The sequence below is a fragment of the Comamonas koreensis genome (genome assembly GCF_014076495.1).
In the GTDB taxonomy this organism is placed as follows: Bacteria; Pseudomonadota; Gammaproteobacteria; order Burkholderiales; family Burkholderiaceae_C; genus Comamonas; species Comamonas squillarum.
On sequence record NZ_CP043575.1, the window covers coordinates 3,126,951 to 3,148,786 of the forward strand.

Here is a 21,836-nt window from a genome sequence, read left to right on the forward strand (position 1 = left end):
GGGCCTGCAGTGCTTAGAGCGGAATATTGCCGTGCTTGCGCCAGGGGTTCTCAAGCTGCTTGTTCTTGAGCATCTCCAGGCTGCGGCAGATGCGCTTGCGCGTCTCGTGCGGCAGGATCACATCGTCGATAAAGCCCCGGGCGCCTGCGACAAAGGGGTTGGCAAAACGGGTCTTGTATTCGGCCTCGCGCTTGGAGAGCTTATCCGGGTCGTTCTTGTCTTCGCGGAAGATGATCTCGACGGCGCCCTTGGCGCCCATCACCGCGATTTCCGCCTGCGGCCAAGCCAGGTTCACATCGCCGCGCAGGTGCTTGGAAGCCATCACGTCATAGGCACCGCCATAGGCCTTTCGCGTGATGACGGTGATTTTGGGCACCGTGCACTCCGCGTACGCGTAGAGCAGCTTGGCGCCGTGCTTGATGATGCCGCCGTACTCCTGGCTGGTGCCGGGCATGAAGCCGGGCACATCGACAAAGGTGACCACGGGGATGTTGAAAGCATCGCAAAAGCGCACAAAGCGCGCGGCCTTGATGGAGCTCTTGATATCCAGGCAACCGGCCAGCACCAGTGGCTGGTTGGCCACAATGCCCACCGTTTGGCCGGCCATGCGGGCAAAGCCGATCAGGATGTTCTTCGCGTACTCGGGCTGCAGCTCAAAGAAATCGCCGTCATCCACGGTTTTGATGATCAGCTCCTTCATGTCATAGGGCTTGTTCGGGTTCTCGGGCACCAGGGTGTCGAGCGACATATCGGCGCGGCTGACCGGGTCGGTGGTGGCACGAACCGGCGCCTTTTCGCGGTTGTTGAGCGGCAGGTAGTTGTAGAGGCGGCGCAGCATCATCAGCGCCTCGACATCGTTGTCAAAGGCCATGTCGGCCACACCGCTCTTGCTGGTGTGGGTGACGGCGCCGCCCAGCTCTTCTGCGGTGACCTGCTCATGGGTCACCGTTTTGACCACTTCGGGGCCGGTGACGAACATGTAGCTCGAATCCTTGACCATGAAGATGAAGTCGGTCATCGCCGGCGAGTAGACCGCGCCACCGGCGCAAGGGCCCATGATCATCGAGATCTGCGGCACCACGCCCGAGGCCAGCACATTCTTCTGGAACACATCGGCGTAGCCGCCCAGCGACGCCACGCCTTCCTGGATCCGGGCGCCGCCCGAATCGTTGAGGCCGATGACCGGCGCGCCCACCTTCATCGCCTGGTCCATCACCTTGCAGATCTTCTCGGCATGGGTCTCGGACAGCGCGCCACCGAACACGGTGAAATCCTGGCTGAAGACAAAGACCAGGCGGCCATTGATCATGCCGTAGCCGGTGACCACGCCGTCGCCCGGGATCTTGGTCTCTTCCATGCCAAAGTCGGTGCAGCGGTGCTCGACAAACATGTCCCACTCTTCGAAGGTGCCGTCGTCAAGCAGCAGCTCGATGCGCTCACGCGCCGTGAGCTTGCCCTTTTTGTGCTGCGCATCGATGCGCTTTTGCCCGCCGCCCAGGCGGGCGAGTTCACGCTTTTTCTCCAGTTGTTCCAAGATATCTTGCATGTTCCATCCTTGAAGCTTGCTAGGTTGTCTCTCTGTCTTGATCGGGGCTTGCTGCCCGGCTCAATCCGCTTTGTGAATCATCGCTGCACTGCTTTGCGCCTGCAGCAGGTTTCTGGCCGCTGTCGACGCCGCCAACTGGCCTGACGCCACTTGCTGCTGCACAGCAGGCAGCATATCGCGCACGGCAGGGTGGCTGCGAAACGCCAGCTTGAGCCCATGGTCAATGCGCTCCCACATCCAGGCGAGCGACTGCTTCTCGCGCCGCTGTGCCAGGCAGCCATTGCGGGTCTGCATCTGGCGGTAGCTGCTGACCGCGTCCCAGAACGCCTCAACGCCATCGCCCAGCAGCGCGCTGATCTGTATCACCCGGGGCTGCCAGAGCGCGCCGCGCGCCGCATGGTCATGGCTGCCATGCATGCCCAGCAGGCGCAGGCTGGAGGTGATCTGTGCCTGCGCACGGGTGGCGGCATTCGGGTCGATGTCGGCCTTGTTGATGACCACCAGGTCGGCGAGCTCCATCACGCCTTTTTTGATGGCCTGCAGGTCATCGCCGGCATTGGGCAGCTGCAGCACGCAGAACATGTCGGTCATGCCATGCACCGCTATCTCGCTTTGGCCGACACCGACGGTCTCGACCATCACCACGTCGTAGCCCGCTGCCTCGCAGACCAGCACCGCCTCGCGCGTTTTCTCGGCCACGCCGCCCAGCGTGCCGCTCGACGGGCTGGGCCGGATATAAGCTTCGCTGCGCATCGACAGCTGCTCCATGCGCGTCTTGTCGCCCAGGATGGAGCCGCCTGACACCGTCGACGACGGGTCAATCGCCAGCACGGCCACGCGCAAGCCCTTGCCGATCAAATACAGCCCCAGGGTTTCAATAAAGGTCGATTTGCCCACGCCGGGCACACCGCTGATGCCCAGGCGAAAAGACTTGCCAGTATGCGGCAACAGCGCCGTCAGCAGTGCATCGCCCAGCGCGCGGTGGTCGGCGCGGGTCGACTCCAGCAAGGTGATGGCCTTGGCCATCGCGCGCCGCTGCAGCGCCGGGTTGCTCCGTTGCGTAATGGCGGCAACGCGCTCGGCAACATCGGTATTCATGCCGCCGCCCTGTCAAAACACTGCCGCAGCGCCCCTGCCACAGGGGCGCCTGCCGCCATCATTTGTATCGCCAACACCATATCCACTACCTCTATGCCGGGGTCCACTGGTACAACAGGTCAATCGGATCGCCGCCCGTGTGCACAAAGCCATGGCGCTCGTAAAACCGGATCGCGTCGCTGTGGTTCAACACCTCCAGCCACACCGCCCGGCCCTCCTGCCGCGCTTGGGCTAGCACCTGCTGCATGGCCCAGTCGCCAATGCGGCGGTTATGCCAGGCCGGCAGCAGATAGAGGTGCTGCAATTTCAGCCGGCCATCTTCATGGGGCACTACCGTCAGCAGCCCGGCGTGCTGCGGGCCTGCGCCCTCGTCCACACAGATATGCCGCATGTACTGCGGCGCAAACTGGCCTTGAAACCGCTTGCGCGCATGGTCCAGGTTAAAGATGCCCAGCCGCTCCAGGCTCGGGCGCATCGCGGCCACGCGCAGCGCAAACAGCGCTTCAAAATCACTTTCGGCAACCGGGGCGAAGGAGAGATTCATGCTTTCTCCAAGCCTTTCTTCGTCTTTTGGTGTAGCCAGTAGGCACCATAACCCAGTGCAACCCACACGCCCAGCCCGACGACAACCTGGCCCCAAGCAGGCAAAGTGAGCACCCGGTACAACATGTATAGATACAGAATGCCAAGGGCAGGCTCGATGAACATCATGACAAGAGCCTTCACATAGTCTTGCCAGAAAGGCGCTTGGTTGCCCTTGCCCATACCGATTTAGACAGCAACCGCTTTCTTGATCTGCTCGAGCACATCCTTGGCGCTGGCCGGGATCGGGGTGCCCGGGCCGTACACGCCTTTGACGCCTGCGTTGTAGAGGTAGTCGTAATCCTGCGCCGGGATCACGCCGCCCACAAACACAATGATGTCGTCCGCGCCCTGCTTCTTGAGCTCTTCGATGATCGCGGGCACGAGGGTCTTGTGGCCGGCGGCCAGAGTCGAGACACCGACGGCATGCACATCGTTCTCAATCGCCTGACGGGCGCATTCCTCGGGCGTCTGAAAGAGTGGGCCCATGTCCACGTCATAGCCCAGGTCGGCAAAGGCGGTCGCCACCACCTTGGCGCCCCGGTCATGCCCGTCCTGGCCGAGCTTGGCAATCATCACGCGCGGGCGGCGGCCCTGGGCTTCGGCAAAGGCTGCGATCTCGTCCTTGAGCTTGTCCCAACCTTCGGCCGAGTCATAGGCGGCGGCGTAGACACCGGTCACCTTTTGCGTATCGGCGCGGTGGCGGCCAAAGGACTTCTCCAGCGCGTCAGAGACTTCACCGACGGTGGCACGCAGCCGCACCGCCTGGATGGCCAGGTCCAGCAGGTTGCCCTCGCCCGACTCGGCAGCGGCGCTGAGCGCCTGCAGGGCCTTGCCCACGGCAGCGGCATCGCGCGTAGCCTTGATCTGGTTCAGGCGCGCAATCTGGCTGTCGCGCACCTTGACGTTGTCCACCTCAAGGATGTCAACCGGTTCTTCCTTGGCCAGCTTGTACTTGTTGACCCCGACAATCACTTCCTTGCCCGAGTCGATGCGGGCCTGCTTCTCGGCAGCCGCCGCCTCGATCTTGAGCTTGGCCCAGCCGCTGTCCACCGCCTGGGTCATGCCGCCCATCGCGTCGACCTCTTCGATGATCTTCCAGGCCGCGTCCGCCATGTCCTGGGTCAGCTTTTCCATCATGTAGCTGCCGGCCCAGGGGTCGATCACATGGGTGATGTGGGTCTCTTCCTGGATGATGAGCTGGGTGTTGCGCGCAATGCGGGCACTGAACTCGGTGGGCAGTGCGATCGCTTCGTCAAGCGCATTGGTGTGCAGCGATTGCGTGCCACCAAACACGGCGGCCATCGCCTCGATGGTGGTGCGCACCACATTGTTGTAGGGGTCCTGCTCGGTCAGGCTCCAGCCGCTGGTCTGGCTGTGGGTGCGCAGCATCAGGCTCTTGGGGTTCTTGGCTTCAAAGCCGGTCATGATGCGGCACCACAGCAGGCGGGCGGCGCGCATCTTGGCGATTTCCAGGTAGAAGTTCATACCTACCGCCCAGAAAAAGGACAGGCGCCCGGCAAACGCATCCACATCCATGCCCTTGGCGATGGCGGTTTTCACATATTCCTTGCCGTCGGCCAGGGTGAAGGCCAGCTCCAGCGCCTGGTTGGCGCCGGCTTCCTGCATGTGGTAGCCGCTGATCGAGATCGAGTTGAACTTGGGCATGTTCTGGCTCGTGTACTCGATGATGTCGCCGATGATGCGCATGCTCGGCTTGGGCGGGTAGATGTAGGTGTTGCGCACCATGAACTCTTTGAGAATGTCGTTCTGGATCGTGCCCGAGAGCTGGTCCTGCGCCACGCCCTGCTCTTCGGCAGCTACCACATAGCCGGCCAGCACCGGCAGCACCGCGCCATTCATCGTCATCGAGACCGAGACCTTGTCCAACGGAATGCTGTTGAAGAGGATCTTCATGTCTTCGACCGAGTCGATCGCCACCCCGGCCTTGCCGACGTCGCCGGTCACGCGCGGGTGGTCACTGTCATAGCCCCGGTGCGTGGCCAGGTCAAATGCGACCGACACACCTTGGCCGCCCGCGGCCAGCGCCTTGCGGTAGAAGGCATTGGATTCTTCGGCGGTCGAAAAGCCGGCGTACTGGCGAATGGTCCAGGGCCGCACTGCGTACATCGTGGCCTGCGGGCCGCGCAGGTACGGCGCAAAACCCGGCAAGGTATCAGCAAAAGGCAGGTCGGCGGTATCGGCAGCAGTGTAGAGCGGCTTGACCGTGATTCCATCGGGCGTCAGCCAATCGAGGCTGCCGACATCGCCACCAGGGGCAGATTTGCTGGCGGCCTTGTCCCAGGCGGCGCGGTCGGCCTTGGGAAACTCGGATGCAGTGTTGTGCTTCGCGGAATCAGTCATGTCTCAAGCTCGGGATACGTTATAGACAGTGCATATTGGCCTACCCACGGCCGCCAGGCAAGTGTACATTATTCATAATTATGAATGCAGAATTTTGAATTTCAGTCGCCTTCTGTACAATGGCGCCACCGATGAGCCTTCCCACATTTGCGCCGCGCGCGCTGTACCAGGACGTTGCCGAGCTACTGCGGCAACGCATTTTTGCGCACCAACTCCCGCCTGGCAGCTGGATCGATGAGTTGAAGATTGCCGAAGAAATAGGCATCAGCCGCACGCCTTTGCGCGAGGCCTTGAAGGTGCTGGCCACCGAGGGCCTGGTCACGATGAAGCTGCGCCGTGGCGCCTATGTGACTGAGGTTTCGCAAAAAGACCTGCTCCAGGTCTACCACCTGCTGGCCTTGCTCGAGAGCGATGCCTCCGCCGAGCTGGCCCGCTGCGCCAGCGCCGAACAGATTGCCGAGCTACAAGGCCTGCATGAGGCGCTGGAAGCCGCTGTCGATGAGCGCGATGCCTTTTTTATTGCCAATGAGCGCTTTCACATGCGCGTGCTGGAGATGCTGGACAACAAATGGCTCAGCCAGATGGTGGCCGACCTGCGCAAGGTGATGAAGCTCAACCGCCACAACTCCCTGTTCAAATCCGGCCGCATCGAGGAATCGCTGCAGGAGCACCGCGCGCTGATGCGGGCGCTGGCCGCACACGACAGCAGCGCTGCACGCGCCTGCGTCATGCTGCACTTCAAGAACGGCCTGGCAGCGGCGTCTTAGCGCCGTTAACACAACCCTTGATACGTCGTTGCCTAGCTGGCCGCCTCAAGCCTTGTCGTACGTCTGTACTGTCTGCGGCTTGATGCCTCGTCTCAACCGCAAACCTTCGGTTTGCGGGGTCGTCCTAGCGACTCCTAGCCTTGACGCAGCGCTGCTCTGGCTGCCTCAGCCCTTGAGAAAATGCGCAGCGCCCTGCGCTGCCCGCACGCCGCTCGACAAGGCCGCCGTCAGCAAATAGCCGCCCGTCGGCGCTTCCCAGTCCAGCATTTCCCCCGCGCAAAACAGCCCTGGCCGGGCATGACACATCAGGTCATGCGACAGCGCGGTAAAGGCCACGCCACCGGCAGTGCTGATCGCCTCATCGATGGGGCGCGTAGCGGCCACGGTGATCGGCGCTGCCTTGATGGTGCGGGCCAGCAGCTCGGCATCCTGCATCCCCGCCTTGCCCAGCACTTCAAACAGCAAGGCAGCCTTGATGCCCTCCAAGCCCAGCCGGCTCTTGAGGTGGCTGGCCAGGCTGCGCGAGCCGCGCGGGTGGCGCACTTCGGCCAGCACGCGCTCGGCGCTGTGGTCAGGCAGCAGATCAACCAAGAAGGTGGCGCTGCCCTGGGCCTGGATCGCGTCGCGCAGCAGCGCAGACACGGCATAGACCAGGCTGCCTTCAACGCCAGCATCGGTGGCGACAAACTCGCCACGGCGTGCAAAACCCGCCTCGCTGCCGTCCTCAAAGCGAATGGCCACCGATTTGAAAGGCTGGCCGGCAAACTTGCTGGCAAAAAACGGCGACCAGCCGGGTGCCTTCTCGCCATTGGCGGCCGGCAGCATGCGCACATCAAAGCCGCAGTTGGCCGGTGCAAGCGGGGCAGTTTCCACCCCTGCCTGCTCAAGCAGCGGCACCCAGGCGCCGTCCGAGCCAAGCCGCGCCCAGCTGCCGCCGCCCAGCGCCAACACCGTGGCGCGCGCTTGCACGGCAGTCTCGCCATCGGGGGCAGCAAAGCGCAATGCGCCTGCCGCGTCCCAGCCCAGCCAGCGGTGGCGCATCGCAAAACGCACGCCAGCGGCCCGCATAGCCACCAGCCAGGCGCGCAGCAAGGGTGCGGCCTTCATGTCCTTGGGAAACACCCGGCCCGAGGTGCCAACAAAGGTCTCGATGCCCAGATCCTGGGCCCAGGCCTGCACTTCCGCCGCACCAAAATACTGCAGCCAGGAGGCGACGACAGCCTGCTGGCGGCCGTAACGCCCGACGAACGGCGCCATGGGCTCGGAGTGGGTCAGGTTGAGGCCGCCGCGCCCGGCGAGCAAAAACTTGCGCCCTACCGAAGGCATCGCGTCATAGACCGTCACCTGCAAACCGGCCTGCGCCAGGCGGTGCGCCGCCATCAGGCCCGCCGGGCCGCCGCCAATGACCGCCACATCTACAGGGGCGGGCGAAGAAGAGGAGTGGCTGGGCAAGGTCATGGCAAAAGCAACGCAAAAGAGAACAAGGGGGCGAACCATACACCAAGTCCAGCCCCTGGTGGACAAGGATTGGTACTTTTCACGAAGGGCTGATGCAGCGCATACCCGCAAGGCCGCATCGTCGGGCGCTCTCTAGTACTATGGAGTAATGGATCGTCCTGTCATTTCCCTGGTGGACCTGCGTCTGCACGATGCAGGCCTAGCCATGCCCGCACCGGCCGGCACTGCGCAGCCCCACATCGGCGCTGTACATGACCGGCGCCATCGGCCACTGCGGGATCTGCGCATCAGCGTGACGGACCGCTGCAACTTCCGCTGCAGCTACTGCATGCCCAAGGACGTGTTCGACAAGGACCACCAGTACCTGCCGCACCGCGATTTGCTCAGCTTTGAGGAAATCACCCGCACAGCGCGCCTGTTTGCGCAGCTGGGCGTCGGCAAGCTGCGCATCACCGGTGGCGAGCCGCTGCTGCGCAAGAACCTGGAAACCCTGATCGCCCAACTGGCCCAGCTCGAGACGCTCAACGGCACGCCAATGGACCTGACCTTGACGACCAATGGCTCCATTCTGGCACGCAAGGCGCGCGCCCTCAAAGACGCCGGGCTCAAGCGCTTGACGGTCAGCCTCGACAGCCTGAGCGACCCGCTGTTCCGCCAGATGAACGACATGGACTTCCCGGTCGCCACGGTGCTGCAAGGCATTGAGACCGCGCAGGCGGTGGGCTTTGGCAACATCAAGGTCAACATGGTCGTCAAGCGCGGCGTCAATGACCACGAGGTCGTCGCGATGGCGCGCCACTTTCGCGGCAGCGGCGTGACCCTGCGCTTTATCGAATTCATGGATGTGGGCGCCACCAACGGCTGGCGGCTCGAAGAGGTACTGCCCTCGGACGCCGTGCTGGAGCGCCTGCAGTCCGCCTTTGCACTCACCCCGCTGTCAGCGACTGCGCCTGGCGAGACTGCCGTGCGCTGGGGCTATGTCGGCGCCAACGGCCAGCATGACCCCAGCCTCGGCGAAATTGGCCTGATCAGCAGTGTCACCCACGCCTTTTGCCAGGACTGCAACCGCGCGCGCCTCTCGACCGAGGGCAAGCTGTTCTTGTGCCTGTTTGCCAGCGAGGGCTGGGACTTGCGTGCCATGCTGCGCAACGGCGCCAGCGATAGCGATATTCGCCAGGCCCTTGCCCAGGTCTGGGGCCAGCGCAGCGACAACTACAGCGAGCAGCGCAGCCTGCATCCCGAGATCGCCCTGCAACGCCAGCGGGTGGAGATGAGTTATATCGGCGGCTGATTCGGCCCGGCCCTCCTGTGATGGGCGCATCTGCCCGATGGCCTCAACCCCCTGCTCCGTTGCACCATGTCCTCTTGCGCACCAACCATCCCGCCCGAACACATCACCGGCCTGGTGTTGGCAGGCGGCCAGGGCACGCGCATGGGGGGTGCTGACAAAGGCCTGCAGCTGCTCGGTGGCCAGGCGCTGGCCTGGCACTGCGCCCAGCGGCTGCAGCCCCAGGTGGGGCCACTGCTGATCAATGCCAACAGGCACTTGGAGGCCTACCGCGCGCTGGGCTACCCAGTGGTGCCAGACCTCAGCCTGCCAGACACCGAAGCTTTCCCGGGCCCATTGGCAGGCTTCGCCGCCGGCCTGGCAGCTTGCCAGACGCCGTGGCTGGTGACGGTGGCCTGCGACACGCCGCATTTTCCGCTGGACCTGGCGCAGCGACTGGCGCAAGCTGCGGCCGCCCAGGGCTGCCCCATCGCGATGGCCTGTACACCATCTGAAGAGACTGGCAGCGACCGCCCGGTACTGCAACCCACGTTTTGCCTGATCCATGCCAGCCTGGCAGCCAGTGTTCGGCAATTTGTCGCCGGCGGCGGGCGCAAGCTGCGGCAGTGGGCGGCGCAACACGGAAACTGCCTGGTGCTTTTTGGCGATGCCCAGGCGTTCTACAACGCCAATACGCCTGAAGAATTGGCCCGGCTGCAGGACATGCCAGCGCCGCACAAGTGACTGGCGCTGACGAATCAACGCCGGGCCGGTGCTATAACGGTCCACACGACCACCGCACATTTGGAGCCGCCTTTTGACCTACTCGGCACAGCACCTCAGCCAGGAGCCCCAGCGCTCCGACATCGACACCCAGCCCGGCTTGACCGTCCTGGAATTTGGCACGCCCTGGTGCCCGCATTGCCTGGGCGCGCAAGGCCTGATCGAGCAGGTGCTGGGCCCGCGCGCCGATATTAAGCATCTGAAAGTGGAAGATGGCCCCGGCCGCCCCTTGGGCCGCAGCTACCGCATCAAGCTCTGGCCCACCTTGGTGGTGCTGCGCGATGGCCAGGAAGTGGCACGCGTGGTGCGCCCGACCGATGCGGCCAGCATCAACACGGCACTGGCAGCGCTGCAAACGCCATAAATTGAAGGGGCTCGGCGCATGCATGCCGAGCCTGCCATGCGTGCCTAGACCGGTGTGACCGAAAACGCCGTGCTGGGCGCCGTGGGGTCTTCGGGCGACACGCCAAAGTACATCACACCCACGCCATGCAATTGCACCGATTCGCGGCGCACGGCAGTGGCGGGGTTGGCACCAAAGCTCACCCAGGTGCCATAGCGGCTCAGATCGGTGTAGATCACATTGCCGCTGCGCCAGTCGATGCGGCCATGCTGGCGGGAGACGCGCCGGTCCAGCACCACCCATTCCGAATCCGATGAGCGGCCGACAAAAATCGGCATCTCCTGGGTGCTGAAAAAACGCTCCACCCCGCCCGATGCCAGCCGCAGCCGCATCTGCACCACGGCCTCGGGCTTCATCGGCAGGACAGAGTCGTACGCGGTCACGACCTCCTGGGCTTCGGGCTCGATCCACTGCACCTGGTAGAGCATTTGCTGCTCGGCCTTACCGCGCACATCCATCCAGCCCATCGGCACAAACACGGTATCGGCGCGGGCGCCGGACTCCATCGTCGAGGCGGCAGCCCAGACCTCGCGGTGACCGGCCTTTTCGCACAGGCGCGCGGCCATGTTGACCGAGTCGCCATAGCAGTCGCCCTCCATCAGCACCACTTCACCGGTGCTCATGCCCACACGTACATGGAATTTTTGCGATGCAGGCAGGGAGTCCCATTGCCCGTAGTGGCGGCGCATCAGCATGGTCATGGCGCTCACGGCCAAGGCACTGCTGTTGAAGATGGCCAGCACACCATCACCCAGGGTCTTGATCACCCGCCCCCCCGCTTGCACGACGACTTGCTTGAAAGCGTCCGTCATGCCCGCGACTGCTCGCGCAGCACGCTCATTGCCCAAGGTTTCGAACAATGCGGTACTGCCCGAGATATCGATGAATACCACGGTGGCGACAGTTGTCATGGATTTTCTTGTTACGGCAGGGGCTGCCTCCTCCCCAGGAGCAACGCCAGCCTATGCATCAATAGCGACCATGCATATTACACTGCAAACCGGCGCCCGCGGCCAGTCTGGCCCCGTCGTCGAACTTACGAATTGTTTAGATTCCAACAGCCAGGGGTCTACCCTGGCTTGTCACAAGCCCCAGTCCAACGCGCATGGTAGATGGCTGGGCAGGCTGTGAACCCAGGCCCAGCCCACGCTTTGCGTTATTGGTGGCCCCAATAAATCAGTGCGTCACGGCCTTCAACGCTCAGCGATACCTGGGCGCCCACCGGTAGCAGCACCTTGGTGGGCACATGGCCAAAAGGCAGGTTGGTAAAGACAGGGGCCTCGATCTGCGTGCGCAGCCACTGCACGACGCTGGCCAGCTTGAAGCCCTTGTCATGCGCGTTCAGCTGGTAGTCGCTGAACTGGCCAAACACCACGGCCTTTTGCTGGGCAAGCACGCCGGCGTGCAGCAGGGTCGTCAGCAGGCGCTCGATCTTGTAGGGCGTCTCGCCCACATCCTCGATGAACAGCACGCCGCCTTTGACCTTGGGCAGGTAAGGCGTGCCTACCAGCGACGCGATCATCGCCAGGTTGCCACCCCACAGCGTGGCCTTGGGGATGTAGACATCGGCCGAGGCCGAGGCGCCGGTCACCGTGCCGGTTTTTTCAGCCGTCAGCCGCCAGCCGGCGCCCTCGCCCGCGCCGCTCAGCAGGTCTTCAAAGCAGTCCTGCATGATGTCGTCGACACCATATTTTGCGCCAAAATCTCCCACCAGCGCCGGGCCGGCCCAGGTCATGGCACGGGTCTTGGCATACAGCGCCAGCTGGAACGCCGTGAAATCGCTCAGGCCGACAAAGCGCGTACCCGAAGCCACGGCCTTGGCGATCTGTTCATAGTCCAGGCGGTGCAACAGGCGCGAGAGCCCATAGCCGCCCCGGCTGATCATCGCCACATCGGCGCCGCTCTCGCAGGCCCGGGCGATGGCCGCCAGGCGCGTGTCGTCGTCACCGGCAAAGCGGGTGCTGGATGCGAGCGCGTCCTGGTCCACCTCGACCTGGTGGCCCATGGCCTCCAGGCGCTTCACTGCACGTTGGAATGCCTTTTTATCGCGCACAGCGCCCGAGGGTGAATACACATAAATATGCTTGGGGCCGTGGGCATGGTGGTGCTGGCAATGCGCGTGGTCGCAGTGACCCTGGTCGTGGTCATGGGAGTGGTCGTGCTGGTGCATGGCGGCAAACAAAGGTAGAGAAAGGCAGGCACGGGGCCGCCCAATAAGAGGAGCGGTGCCCGGTTCTGCGCGCAAAACCGGCACCTTCGGTGTTGGGCGGCATTATGCGGCCAAGCGCGTTGGCGGCCGGTCACAAGGGGACTAAGGCCATGGGTCAGAGAGGGGCTGCGGACCCAGCGTGCCACTCAACCCAGCGCCTGCGGGCGCACCTGGATCAGGCTGAACACGCCCTGTACGCCAATGGCACCGTTGGCCAGCGCCACCGCCCGGTCCAACAAGGGCCTGGATGACACCGTGCCGCGCAAGGTGACCATCGCGTGCGAGGTCTCCACCTGCAGCGCAGCGAGCTCATCGCTTTGCGAGGCGGCCAGCGCATCGCTCACCTGCGAGGTGATCGCATCATCGTCGGCGCGCCGGCGGTTGGCCTGCGCTGCGCGCTCCACCGCCTCGCTGGCCCGCTGGCCCGAGGCATCGAGTGTCTGCCCCAGCCCCTGGCTCCAGCGCCAGGCCTGCTGCAAGGCCCCGCCTTGCCAGAGGACGACAGAGCCGGCGCCCAGGGCCGCGAGCACCAAGGCCCAGACAGCAATCGATTTGGCAGTGGAGGAGCGACGGATCAAGTGCATGGGAAGCGGGCGCAAAAGCAGACACAAAGGCAGGCACAGGAAAGGGCAAGACCCGGCCAGCATGGCACTGGCCGTGCCATCCATTGTGACGGCAGCCAGGCCGCCTGCCAAGGCTTTGCGACAAGCGGCAGCAAGCTATACCGGCAAGACACGCGGCCTTGGCAGTTCTTCACGGGCGGGGCTGGGCGCTGCGGCTGCAGTCACCGTTGCGCAAGCGCCTGGCTGCAAGTGCGCGTCGATGCGGCGACAATGCTGCCATGCAGCCCTCCCTGATTTACCGCATTTTCCCCTTCCTGCGCTGGCCCAAGCCCACCCAACAACTCTTGCGCGGTGAATTCATGGCGGGGATGACGGTGGGGCTGATGCTGGTGCCCCAGGGCGTGGCTTATGCGCATCTGGCCGGCATGCCGCTGATCACCGGCATCTATGCCTCGATCATTCCCGCAGCCGTGGCCATCCTCTTTAGCCCCTCGCCTCGGCTGGGCGTCGGGCCCACGGCGCTGAGCGCCTTGCTCATTGGCGCCTCGCTCACCGGCATGGCCGAGCCCGGCTCGGCCCAGTGGGTCATTCTGGCAGCGTGGATGGCCATCATGGCCGGCCTGGTCCAGCTGAGCCTGGGCCTGGTGCGCGCCGGCTGGCTGCTGAACCTGGTGACCTCACCCGTGCTGGCCGGCTTCACGCAGGCCGCTGCGCTGCTCATTCTGGCCTCGCAGTTGCCCAGTTTGCTGGGCATGCGCAGCGACTGGGCCACGGTTTGGGACAACCCCTCGCTGGGCCTCTTCGACTGGCGCTCCATCCTGCTGGGCCTGGCGAGCATCGCCATCCTGGTGGTGGGCAAAAAGTGGCGCCCCGCCTTTCCGTCTGCTGTTTTTGTCATCGGCTGCACCGGGCTTATCAGTTGGGCCACCGATTTTGCCGACAAGGGCGGCGCCGTGGTCGGCCACTTGCCCACGGGCCTGCCGCAGCTGGTCTGGCCGGGCATGCTGGACTGGTCGCAGTTTGGCCTGCTCGTCATGCCGGTGCTGGTGATCTCGCTCGTCAGTGCGCTGGAGACCGCCTCCAGCGCCCAGGTCGAGCACCAACAGGCGGGCACGCGCTGGGACAGCAGCCAGGAGCTGGTCGCGCAAGGCCTGTCCAAGATGAGTGCCGGCCTGTTTGGCAGCTTTGCCACCAGTGCCTCGTTCTCGCGCTCGGCCGTCAATCTGCTGGCCGGCGCCAAGACGGGCTACGCCAATGTCTTTTCCATCTTGCTGGTCGTGGCCGTCGTGCTGTGGTTCATCCCGGCGCTCTACCATGTACCGCAGGCCGCGCTCGCTGCCATCGTGATGACGGCTGTCGCCAACCTGGTCAAGCCCCGTGTCCTGGTCTACCTGTTCAAGATCTCACGCATCGAAGGCAGCATTGCAGTGGCCACCTTTGGCGTCACCTTGCTGACGGCGCCACGCATCTACTGGGGCGTGCTGTCGGGCATCTTGCTCAGCTCCTGCTACTTTCTCTACAACCGCCTGCACCCGCGCATTGTCGAAGTAGGCCTGCACCCCGATGGCAGCCTGCGCGACCGCCATCTGTGGCAACTGCCCCCCTTGGCCCCGGATCTGCTGGCCCTGCGCATGGATTCGGAGCTGGACTTTGCATCGGCTGCCGCGCTGGAGGAGCGCGCCGCCAATGTCTGGACCCAGCACACGCACTACCGGCAGCTCGCCCTGTTGGCCCAGCCGATGAACCAGATCGACATCACCGGCGTCGAAGCCTTTGTGCGGCTCGAGCGCATGGCTGCCAAGCGCGGCGGCATGCTGCACATCGTTGGCATGAAGCTGCCCGTGGAAGCCCGCCTCAAACGCGCCGGCCTCTTGCAGGACAACCCGCATCTGCGCATGTACCGCACCGATGCCGAGTTTCTGCAGGCGATGCGCCGCGCGCACAGCGATGACGGCATCGAGTATTCCATCTAGCGACCTCGGTCCGGCACTGCGGGTGTCCGGGGGACCAGCGCGGCCCTGGCTACAATAGCCGCCCGCGATGCGCTGCGCTGCGCCGCAGGCCGCTCTCTCCCACCCGACGCTTTGCCAGATAACCACCGTGCCTTCGATTCTCAACATCTCCTGCTACAAGTTTGTCAGCCTGACCGACTGTGAGGCGCAGCGCGAGCTGCTGGCCCAGCGCGCGGCCGATCTGGCGCTCAAGGGTACCGTGCTGCTGGCCGAGGAAGGCATCAATTTCTTTCTGGCCGGGCCCGCTGAGGCCGTGCATGCCTGGGTGGATGCGCTGCGCGGGGACCCGCGTTTTGCCGATGTGCAGCCCAAGGAAAGCTGGTCGCAGACGGTGCCGTTTCGCAAGATGCTGGTCAAGGTCAAGCCCGAGATCATCCGCATGGACCACCCGGCGATACGCCCTGCCAACGGCCGGGCGCCTTCGGTCAGCCCCCGCGATCTGCAGCGCTGGCTGCAGCAAGGCCATGATGACCAGGGCCGCCCGGTGGTGACGCTGGACACGCGCAATGACTATGAGGTCGATGAAGGCGCTTTTGTCGGCGCGATCGACTGGCGCCTGCGCAAGTTCACCGAGTTCCCCGCGCAGTTGCGCGCGCACCGCCAGGACTTGGAAGGCAAGACCGTGGTGAGCTACTGCACCGGCGGCATCCGCTGCGAAAAGGCCGCCATCCTGATGCAGGAAGAAGGCCTAACGCATGTCTACCAGCTCGAAGGCGGGATCCTCAAGTACTTTGAAGAAACCGATGGCAGCGGCTACCAGGGCAGCTGCTTTGTGTTTGACGAGCGCCGCGCCGTCGATGATGGCCTGCGCAAGACGGCGCTCAAGACCGAGTCCTGAGCGGCTAAGCGCTCAGGCCCCGTCTCGCCACCTCTCAGGCAGCGCGGCGCTTGGCGTCCAGGCTCCAGGCACCGGCCCCAAAGGCAGCGAAGGCCAGCAGCCCGCCCACGATGGCGATGTTCTTGTTGAACAGCAGCTTGGTGACCATCACGGCCTCGGCGGGAACCGACCAGTAGGCATGGAAAATCACCGTCGCGGCCAAGGTAAAGATGGCCAAAATGGCGGCGGCATAGCGCGTGCCCAGGCCCAGCAGAAGGGCCAGGCCGCCCAGGATCTCAATGGCCAGGCCCACGGCCACCCCCACCTCGGGCATCGGCATGCCCGCCGACTGGGCGTAACCCACGGCCCCGGCAAAGCCGGTCAACTTGCCCCAGCCCGGAATGACAAAGAACCAGGCAATCAGAATGCGGCCCAACAGAGCCAAAGGATTTTGCAATGCGTTCATATTTTTCTCCTTGAAATAACACCACCACTACTCACACCTACCCCACACGGGGCGCTGTCCTCAAGGGCGGCGCCCCGTGAACATCAAGCCGCCAGGTCAAACACCAGTACTTCGGCATCGCGCGCTTGCGCCAATCGCAGCGATGTCTCCTGGTCCAGATAGGCCGCATCACCGGTGTGCAGCGCCTGGTCGTTGACCGACACCTCGCCCCGCACCACATAGACATAGGACTTGCGTCCGGGCGACAGGCGCAGGCTCGCCTCCTCATCGCCATCGAACAAACCGGCATACATGCGCGCATCGGCATTCATCGTCAGTGAGCCTTGCGCCCCATCGGGCGACACCACCAGGCGCAGCTGGCCACGCTTGTCCGCGTCCGAAAACGTCTTTTGCGCATAGCTGGGCGCAACGCCCTTGCGATCGGGCTCAATCCAGATCTGCAGAAAATGCGTCTCCTGACCGCTGGCATGGTTGAACTCGCTGTGCTGCACGCCGGTGCCCGCGCTCATGCGCTGCACATCGCCCGGTGGCAGGCCTTCGATATGGCCCATGCTGTCCTTGTGCGCCAAATTGCCCTCCAGCACGTAGCTGATGATTTCCATGTCGCGGTGGCCATGGGTACCAAAGCCCTTGCCCGGGGCCACGCGGTCCTCATTGATCACACGCAGATTGCCCCAGCCCATGAAGCGGGGGTCGTAGTAGCCGGCAAACGAGAAACTGTGGTTGGAGCGCAGCCAGCCATGGTCGGCATGGCCACGATCAGCAGATTTACGAACCATCAACATTTTTGATCTCCTGTCTGGCAAACGGCGCACATTGCGCTGTTCAACACCATGTCCATGACTGTAAAACCGTAGCTTCTGCCTGCGGGGCAACGGTTTTGATGGCATCATTCAAAAAATCTGATGGTCTTATACAAGAGCGTATCAACGATCTTCTCGCGCCGCGTAGAGATCGCAAATACCTTCTCAGGCCTGAACCCAACCGGTCTCAGCAGCGAAGATTTACCGATCTGCCCGATGCCGCATGTAGGAAAGAACCGTCAAAATGGCCTTGTTGCGTGATCGCGATGTCCTCACCCCCGATACCCTGGCCCTGCTGCAGCTGGTGGCCGACACCGGCAGCTTTGCCGCTGCGGCGCGCCAGCTGGGTCTGGTGCCCAGCGCCCTGACCTACCGCATCCGCCAGGTCGAAGATGCGCTGGATGTGCTGCTGTTTGACCGCAGTGCGCGCCAGGCGAGGCCCACCGAAGCGGGTCAGGAGCTGCTGCGCGAAGGCGCACGCCTGCTGGCCGAAGTCGATGCGGTGGCCAACCGGGTGCGCCGCGTGGCGACCGGCTGGGAGCCTGAGCTGCGCATTGCCGTCGATGGCGTGGTCTCGCGCACCACCTTGCTGGAGCTGGTCGAGGCCTTCTACACCATTGCACCGCCCACGCGGCTCAAGATCACCGACTCCATCCTGGCCGGCACGCTGGAAGCGCTCAGCTCGGGCCGCGCCGACCTGGCCATTGGCATTGCCGTCGATGCCTCCCACGTCGCAGGCCTGCAGCAGCTGGACTTGGGCGAGATCACCTTCCGCTATGTCGTCGCGCCCCACCACCGCCTGGCCGACGAGATGCAACCCATCAGCGACGAGGTGCTGCGCCAGCACCGCATCATCGCCGTGGCCGATTCCTCGCGCAGCGGCCAAGGCCAGACCATTGGCGTGATCAACGGTCAGGATGTGCTCACGGTGGACACCATGCAGGCCAAGCTCCAGGCGCAGCTGCGCGGGATTGGTGGCGGCTTTTTGCCCGACAACATGACCATGCCCTATCTGCGCAGCGGCCAGTTGGTGGAGCGCGAATTGATGCGGCCGCCCCGCAAGATCAAGCTGCGCTACGCCTGGCGCGGCACCAACCCGGGCAAGGCCTTGCAGTGGTGGCTGGACCAGCTGCAGTCCGAGGCCACACGCACTTCTTTACTGAGCAATCACTATGTGGGATAAATCCTGAGCAAAATGGGCCTGCACACCGTGTAGAGTGGCTCTTCAGATGCCGCTGCACCCGCAGCCATCCATGACGCCTTATCGTTTGCCGAAACAGTACAGAAAGTCTTTCATGTCTTCTCGCATTCCCCCCAAACCCAAACGATCAGCCTCCTCTTCCAACATTGTTCTGGCCAGCCGCAAGCACTATGCGGTGATTGGCGCCGGAATGGCTGGCGTGGTCTGCGCGCGCACCTTGCAGCAAGCGGGCCACCAGGTCACCGTGATCGAAGCACAACCCCAGGTGGGCGGCCGCATGGCCAGCCGCCACAGCGCGCATGGCAGCTTTGATGTGGGCGCCCAGTTCTTCACGGTGCGCGACCCGCGCTTTCAGTTGGCGCTGGACAGCACACCCAGCGTCACCCGCCACTGGAGCGTCAACGCCATCCGCACCTTGGATGCCACCGGCAAGGTCGCTGTGACCACGCAGCGCGGCATGGAAGCCCATCTGGTGGGCGTGCCCACGATGGACAGCCTGCTCGCCTCCTGGGCCGCGCCGCTCGATGTGCGCCTCAACGAATACGCGCTGGCCTTTGAGCGCGATGCCCTCAACCCCAGCCAGTGGCAACTGCGCACCGAAGATGTGGACGGCGGCGTGCATGTCTATGCGGGCCTCGATGGCGTGGTGCTGGCCATCCCCTCGCCCGAAGCCCAGGAGCTGCTGGCCGACAGCGAAACCGACGTGCCCGCTGATTGGCAGCTGTCCGATGTCTATATCGCCCCGAGCTGGACCTTGCTGCTGACCTTTGCCCACGCAGTGGACCCGAGCATCACCAATATGGGCCCGCAGTGGAATGCCGCCCGCACCGAACACCCCCGTATCACCTGGCTCTCGCGCGAGTCGTCCAAGCCCGGTCGCGGCAAGGTCGAGCGCTGGACCGTGCAGGCCAGCCCCGACTGGGCGCGCAAGCATGAGAACGACGAGCCCCAGCGCGTCGCCGCCAAGATGCTGCAGGCCTTCTCCGAGCTGACCCGCATCCGCGCCACCCCCAGCGACATCCGCGTGGTGCAGTGGGGCTACGCCAAGACCATCAACCCGCTGCCCAAGGATGCCAAGGGCCAGGCCCGCAGCCACCTGTGGAATGCCAAGAGTGCCATCGGCCTGTGCGGTGACTGGTGCCTGGGCTACCGCGTGGAAGATGCCTTTGTCTCCGGCCTGGAACTCGCGCTGGCCGTGCTCGGCGAATAAGCGCGGCGCGCCCGGCAGGCCTGCCGGGCGCTTTTCCTTTTCAACTTCTTGAGCCCATTGAGCGCCGGGCAGCCGTGCTTTTGCCCGCTTGCCTGCGGCATTACACTTGCTCTCCCATGAGCTCTCGCGTTTATACCGGCCGTTTTGCCCCCTCGCCCACCGGCCCGCTGCATGCGGGCTCGCTGGTGGCGGCCCTGGCATCCTGGCTCGATGCCCGCGCCCATGGCGGCACCTGGTTGCTGCGTATCGAAGATATCGACCCACCGCGCTGCCCGCCAGGCATGGACCAGGAAATCCTGCGCCAGCTCAATGCGCTGCAGCTGATCCCCGATGCGCCCCCGCAGTGGCAGTCAGCTCGCCATGGCCTCTATGCCCAGGCCCTGGCGCAGCTGCAGGCCGCTGGCTGGGCCTACCCCTGCGCCTGCACGCGCCGCGATATGGACGCCGCGCTCGCCGCGCAAGGCCATGTGCACGAGCGCCATGGCGAGCGCCCCTACCCGGGCACCTGCCGCGATGGCCTGCATGGCAAGACCGGTCGCAGCTGGCGCTTCCATACCCTGCACTACCAGCAGCATGCCAGCGCGCTGGCGGCCGAAGACGGCCAGTTGCCGACAGCCGATCACCCGGTGCTGCACAGCGACCAGCAGCTGCTGTGGCAAGACCGCTGGCTGGGCCCCCTGCAGCAGGACGTGGCCGCCAGCGTGGGTGATTTTCTGGTCCAGCGCGCCGATGGCCTCTGGGCCTACCAACTGGCTGTGGTGGTCGATGACGCCGCGCAAGGCATCAGCGATGTGGTGCGCGGCGCCGACCTGGCCGACAACACCCCGCGCCAGCTGCTGCTGCAGCGCGCGCTGGGCCTGCCAGCGCCCCGCTATATGCACACGCCCTTGGTGCTGCAGGCCGATGGCGAAAAGCTCTCCAAGCAATACGGCGCGCCAGCCGTCGTGGTCGACAGTGCCGAGCAGCGCATCGCCGTGCTGCGCCAGTCCGCCCAGCACCTGGGGCTGGAGGCGGGCGAGGCTAGCTCCATCCCCGATGCGCTGGCCGACTGGACGGCGCAATGGGCACGCCGCCACCTGGCCGCTACATGAAGTTGCGCGTGTGCAAGGAGGCCAGCTCCTGCGCATGGCCACGCTCAAAGCCCAGCCGCACCAGCTTGGTGTAGCGGCCATCGGCCATGTCCTGCATCAGCTGCTGCACGCGCTGGCTGCCCAGCGCCAGCGCATCGGCCGACATGGCGCCCGCGCCCACGAGGATCAACGCATCAAACACCTCTTCGTTCAGGCCTGATGTCCCAGCCAGCGCGTCATGGCGCGCCTCCACCGCCTGGGCCAGCCGGTGGCGATAATCGGGCTCCTGCTTCAAACGGTGCAGCAGGTGCGACATGCCCAGCGCCACATGGCGCGCCTCATCGCGGGCGGCCAGGCGGCAGATCTGGCGCGTCAATGGATCGGGCGCATAGGTCTGCAAGAACTGCAGCAGGTTGACAAAGCTGCCCTCGCCCAGCACCGAGAGCAAAAAGCCCGCGACCGAAAAATCCTTTTCCGCAAGCAGGCTGTGCAGCGAGGCCTGGCCGCCTGCGGTGGATAGTGCCGGCTCCCGCCCGTGGCGGCGAATGCGGCGGGTAAACACATCGATATGGCGCGCCTCATCGGCCACCTGGATCGCCAGCGCCGCCTGCAGCTCGCGGTAGTGCGGGTGCAGCTCACCCAGAAAGCGCGCCGGCACAATCAGCGCCGCATTCTCGTTCTCGACCATATAGGTCATCACCTGCACGATGGCGTCCTCGATCACCGCAGGTGGCTCAGGTGCCTGGTCCCAGTCGATGTCGGTGTCGGCATTCCATTGCGCAGCCACCGCCTGCGCGTACAGGTCCCCGGCCTGGTCGGACCAGAACTCGGCCTTGTCCTGCAGGCGAAAGGCAAAGGCCGGCGCGCCCGCCTCGACCGCGGCACCGCGCGCCGCCAGGCCCCAGGCCGGGTCGGCCTGTGCGGCCACCGCGCCGGGTTGGCTGGCATCGCTGTGGCCGGCCACGGCGGCATGGCGCCAGCGGCCCGCCTGCGCGCTGCCCCGCCGCACCAGCAAGGCCGGCTGCCGCAGCCAACCGGTCGGCGTTTGCAGCGCATGGCCCTGGGCCTGGCACCAGGCCGCCAGCTGCGCTTGCCAGCCCGGCGCCTGGCCGCTGACACGGATCGACTCGCCCACGGCCACGGCCGCCAGGCCGTGCTTGACCAGCAGGTGCGCACCGGCATCAAAGCCCAGCCGGCCCAAATCCACCAGTGGCATG

21 protein-coding genes are annotated in these 21,836 nt (G+C 64.7%); 9 read left to right on the forward strand and 12 right to left on the reverse strand.

The window, feature by feature from the left end; all coding sequences use genetic code 11:
* Positions 1 to 13 precede the first annotated feature (13 nt).
* The 5 genes from F0Q04_RS14145 to scpA form a co-directional block, all read right to left on the reverse strand.
* The gene (locus F0Q04_RS14145; RefSeq protein WP_021026063.1) at positions 14 to 1,546 is read right to left on the reverse strand and encodes an acyl-CoA carboxylase subunit beta; all 1,533 of its coding nucleotides are present in this window, start codon (positions 1,544 to 1,546) and stop codon (positions 14 to 16) included.
* A 60-nt stretch (positions 1,547 to 1,606) separates the two neighbouring features.
* The gene (gene meaB, locus F0Q04_RS14150) at positions 1,607 to 2,644 is read right to left on the reverse strand and encodes a methylmalonyl Co-A mutase-associated GTPase MeaB (protein WP_182341495.1); all 1,038 of its coding nucleotides are present in this window, start codon (positions 2,642 to 2,644) and stop codon (positions 1,607 to 1,609) included.
* Positions 2,645 to 2,735: 91 nt separating this feature from the next.
* The gene (locus tag F0Q04_RS14155; protein WP_182341498.1) at positions 2,736 to 3,188 is read right to left on the reverse strand and encodes a GNAT family N-acetyltransferase; all 453 of its coding nucleotides are present in this window, start codon (positions 3,186 to 3,188) and stop codon (positions 2,736 to 2,738) included.
* On the reverse strand, positions 3,185 to 3,409 hold the full coding sequence (locus F0Q04_RS14160; protein WP_182341501.1) for a hypothetical protein: 225 nt from the start codon (positions 3,407 to 3,409) through the stop codon (positions 3,185 to 3,187). The genes F0Q04_RS14155 and F0Q04_RS14160 overlap by 4 nt, the downstream gene beginning before the upstream one ends.
* 6 nt (positions 3,410 to 3,415) lie before the next feature.
* Complete coding sequence (scpA, locus tag F0Q04_RS14165) at positions 3,416 to 5,590, reverse strand: methylmalonyl-CoA mutase (RefSeq protein ID WP_182341504.1); 2,175 nt, start codon at positions 5,588 to 5,590, stop codon at positions 3,416 to 3,418.
* Positions 5,591 to 5,721: 131 nt separating this feature from the next.
* Between scpA and F0Q04_RS14170 the strand changes: the two genes are divergently transcribed.
* Positions 5,722 to 6,357: a GntR family transcriptional regulator gene (locus F0Q04_RS14170; protein ID WP_116925737.1), complete on the forward strand. Its 636-nt coding sequence runs from the start codon at positions 5,722 to 5,724 to the stop codon at positions 6,355 to 6,357.
* Between the two features lie 165 nt (positions 6,358 to 6,522).
* Here F0Q04_RS14170 and F0Q04_RS14175 read toward each other — a convergent pair whose 3' ends face one another.
* Positions 6,523 to 7,815, reverse strand: coding sequence for a TIGR03862 family flavoprotein (locus F0Q04_RS14175; protein WP_182341507.1), 1,293 nt, complete (start codon positions 7,813 to 7,815; stop codon positions 6,523 to 6,525).
* Positions 7,816 to 7,963: 148 nt separating this feature from the next.
* Here F0Q04_RS14175 and moaA point away from each other — a divergent pair, with 148 nt between their 5' ends.
* The 3 genes from moaA to F0Q04_RS14190 all read left to right on the forward strand — a co-directional run bounded on the left by moaA (position 7,964) and on the right by F0Q04_RS14190 (position 10,229).
* Positions 7,964 to 9,106 carry a GTP 3',8-cyclase MoaA gene (gene moaA, locus F0Q04_RS14180; RefSeq protein ID WP_182341510.1) on the forward strand — a complete coding sequence of 381 codons (1,143 nt, stop codon included), beginning with the start codon at positions 7,964 to 7,966 and terminating at the stop codon, positions 9,104 to 9,106.
* Positions 9,107 to 9,172: 66 nt separating this feature from the next.
* Positions 9,173 to 9,826, forward strand: a complete 654-nt coding sequence (gene mobA / locus F0Q04_RS14185) for a molybdenum cofactor guanylyltransferase MobA (RefSeq protein WP_182341513.1) — start codon at positions 9,173 to 9,175, stop codon at positions 9,824 to 9,826.
* 73 nt (positions 9,827 to 9,899) lie between these two features.
* Positions 9,900 to 10,229 carry a thioredoxin family protein gene (locus F0Q04_RS14190; RefSeq protein ID WP_116925741.1) on the forward strand — a complete coding sequence of 110 codons (330 nt, stop codon included), beginning with the start codon at positions 9,900 to 9,902 and terminating at the stop codon, positions 10,227 to 10,229.
* A 44-nt stretch (positions 10,230 to 10,273) separates the two neighbouring features.
* Here F0Q04_RS14190 and F0Q04_RS14195 read toward each other — a convergent pair whose 3' ends face one another.
* The 3 genes from F0Q04_RS14195 to F0Q04_RS14205 all read right to left on the reverse strand — a co-directional run bounded on the left by F0Q04_RS14195 (position 10,274) and on the right by F0Q04_RS14205 (position 13,061).
* Entirely contained in the window at positions 10,274 to 11,179 is a 906-nt protein-coding gene (locus F0Q04_RS14195) for an adenylate/guanylate cyclase domain-containing protein (RefSeq protein ID WP_021026052.1), read from the reverse strand.
* 245 nt (positions 11,180 to 11,424) lie between these two features.
* Positions 11,425 to 12,438, reverse strand: coding sequence for an LD-carboxypeptidase (locus tag F0Q04_RS14200; RefSeq protein ID WP_182341516.1), 1,014 nt, complete (start codon positions 12,436 to 12,438; stop codon positions 11,425 to 11,427).
* Between the two features lie 185 nt (positions 12,439 to 12,623).
* Positions 12,624 to 13,061: a BON domain-containing protein gene (locus F0Q04_RS14205; protein WP_116925742.1), complete on the reverse strand. Its 438-nt coding sequence runs from the start codon at positions 13,059 to 13,061 to the stop codon at positions 12,624 to 12,626.
* A gap of 257 nt (positions 13,062 to 13,318) precedes the next feature.
* Here F0Q04_RS14205 and F0Q04_RS14210 point away from each other — a divergent pair, with 257 nt between their 5' ends.
* Together F0Q04_RS14210 and F0Q04_RS14215 are read left to right on the forward strand one after the other, a co-directional pair.
* On the forward strand, positions 13,319 to 15,013 hold the full coding sequence (locus F0Q04_RS14210; protein ID WP_182341519.1) for a SulP family inorganic anion transporter: 1,695 nt from the start codon (positions 13,319 to 13,321) through the stop codon (positions 15,011 to 15,013).
* 127 nt (positions 15,014 to 15,140) lie between these two features.
* Positions 15,141 to 15,890, forward strand: coding sequence for a sulfurtransferase (locus F0Q04_RS14215; RefSeq protein WP_182341522.1), 750 nt, complete (start codon positions 15,141 to 15,143; stop codon positions 15,888 to 15,890).
* A gap of 34 nt (positions 15,891 to 15,924) precedes the next feature.
* Here the strand turns inward: F0Q04_RS14215 and F0Q04_RS14220 are convergent, their stop codons facing one another.
* Both F0Q04_RS14220 and F0Q04_RS14225 read right to left on the reverse strand, forming a co-directional pair.
* Positions 15,925 to 16,335, reverse strand: a complete 411-nt coding sequence (locus F0Q04_RS14220; protein ID WP_116925744.1) for a DoxX family protein — start codon at positions 16,333 to 16,335, stop codon at positions 15,925 to 15,927.
* 83 nt (positions 16,336 to 16,418) lie between these two features.
* Complete coding sequence (locus F0Q04_RS14225) at positions 16,419 to 17,120, reverse strand: pirin family protein (protein ID WP_116925745.1); 702 nt, start codon at positions 17,118 to 17,120, stop codon at positions 16,419 to 16,421.
* A 268-nt stretch (positions 17,121 to 17,388) separates the two neighbouring features.
* Here F0Q04_RS14225 and F0Q04_RS14230 point away from each other — a divergent pair, with 268 nt between their 5' ends.
* The 3 genes from F0Q04_RS14230 (at position 17,389) to gluQRS (ending at position 20,640) form a co-directional block, all read left to right on the forward strand.
* Complete coding sequence (locus F0Q04_RS14230) at positions 17,389 to 18,321, forward strand: LysR family transcriptional regulator (protein WP_116925781.1); 933 nt, start codon at positions 17,389 to 17,391, stop codon at positions 18,319 to 18,321.
* Between the two features lie 112 nt (positions 18,322 to 18,433).
* Positions 18,434 to 19,549 carry an NAD(P)/FAD-dependent oxidoreductase gene (locus F0Q04_RS14235; RefSeq protein WP_116925746.1) on the forward strand — a complete coding sequence of 372 codons (1,116 nt, stop codon included), beginning with the start codon at positions 18,434 to 18,436 and terminating at the stop codon, positions 19,547 to 19,549.
* Between the two features lie 116 nt (positions 19,550 to 19,665).
* A complete protein-coding gene (gluQRS, locus tag F0Q04_RS14240; RefSeq protein ID WP_182341525.1) occupies positions 19,666 to 20,640 on the forward strand; it encodes a tRNA glutamyl-Q(34) synthetase GluQRS in 975 nt (324 codons plus the stop codon).
* On the opposite strand, the gene F0Q04_RS14245 is transcribed toward gluQRS, so the two are convergent.
* Complete coding sequence (locus tag F0Q04_RS14245) at positions 20,633 to 21,835, reverse strand: ferritin-like domain-containing protein (RefSeq protein ID WP_182341528.1); 1,203 nt, start codon at positions 21,833 to 21,835, stop codon at positions 20,633 to 20,635. The two genes, gluQRS and F0Q04_RS14245, sit on opposite strands and share 8 nt — an antisense overlap.
* Position 21,836: the final 1 nt, after the last annotated feature.

Excerpts from the sequence above, each read along its gene's own strand:
- mobA (WP_182341513.1), top strand. The coding sequence starts at position 9,173 with ATGTCCTCTTGCGCACCAACCATCCCGCCCGAACACATCACCGGCCTG.
- meaB (WP_182341495.1), bottom strand. The coding sequence starts at position 2,644 with ATGAATACCGATGTTGCCGAGCGCGTTGCCGCCATTACGCAACGGAGC.
- F0Q04_RS14245 (WP_182341528.1), bottom strand. The coding sequence starts at position 21,835 with ATGCCACTGGTGGATTTGGGCCGGCTGGGCTTTGATGCCGGTGCGCAC.
- F0Q04_RS14225 (WP_116925745.1), bottom strand. The coding sequence starts at position 17,120 with ATGTTGATGGTTCGTAAATCTGCTGATCGTGGCCATGCCGACCATGGC.
- F0Q04_RS14155 (WP_182341498.1), bottom strand. The coding sequence starts at position 3,188 with ATGAATCTCTCCTTCGCCCCGGTTGCCGAAAGTGATTTTGAAGCGCTG.
- gluQRS (WP_182341525.1), top strand. The coding sequence starts at position 19,666 with ATGAGCTCTCGCGTTTATACCGGCCGTTTTGCCCCCTCGCCCACCGGC.
- F0Q04_RS14160 (WP_182341501.1), bottom strand. The coding sequence starts at position 3,409 with ATGGGCAAGGGCAACCAAGCGCCTTTCTGGCAAGACTATGTGAAGGCT.
- scpA (WP_182341504.1), bottom strand. The coding sequence starts at position 5,590 with ATGACTGATTCCGCGAAGCACAACACTGCATCCGAGTTTCCCAAGGCC.
- F0Q04_RS14220 (WP_116925744.1), bottom strand. The coding sequence starts at position 16,335 with ATGAACGCATTGCAAAATCCTTTGGCTCTGTTGGGCCGCATTCTGATT.
- F0Q04_RS14210 (WP_182341519.1), top strand. The coding sequence starts at position 13,319 with ATGCAGCCCTCCCTGATTTACCGCATTTTCCCCTTCCTGCGCTGGCCC.
- F0Q04_RS14170 (WP_116925737.1), top strand. The coding sequence starts at position 5,722 with ATGAGCCTTCCCACATTTGCGCCGCGCGCGCTGTACCAGGACGTTGCC.
- F0Q04_RS14200 (WP_182341516.1), bottom strand. The coding sequence starts at position 12,438 with ATGCACCAGCACGACCACTCCCATGACCACGACCAGGGTCACTGCGAC.
- F0Q04_RS14235 (WP_116925746.1), top strand. The coding sequence starts at position 18,434 with ATGTCTTCTCGCATTCCCCCCAAACCCAAACGATCAGCCTCCTCTTCC.
- F0Q04_RS14145 (WP_021026063.1), bottom strand. The coding sequence starts at position 1,546 with ATGCAAGATATCTTGGAACAACTGGAGAAAAAGCGTGAACTCGCCCGC.
- F0Q04_RS14205 (WP_116925742.1), bottom strand. The coding sequence starts at position 13,061 with ATGCACTTGATCCGTCGCTCCTCCACTGCCAAATCGATTGCTGTCTGG.
- F0Q04_RS14195 (WP_021026052.1), bottom strand. The coding sequence starts at position 11,179 with ATGACAACTGTCGCCACCGTGGTATTCATCGATATCTCGGGCAGTACC.
- moaA (WP_182341510.1), top strand. The coding sequence starts at position 7,964 with ATGGATCGTCCTGTCATTTCCCTGGTGGACCTGCGTCTGCACGATGCA.
- F0Q04_RS14175 (WP_182341507.1), bottom strand. The coding sequence starts at position 7,815 with ATGACCTTGCCCAGCCACTCCTCTTCTTCGCCCGCCCCTGTAGATGTG.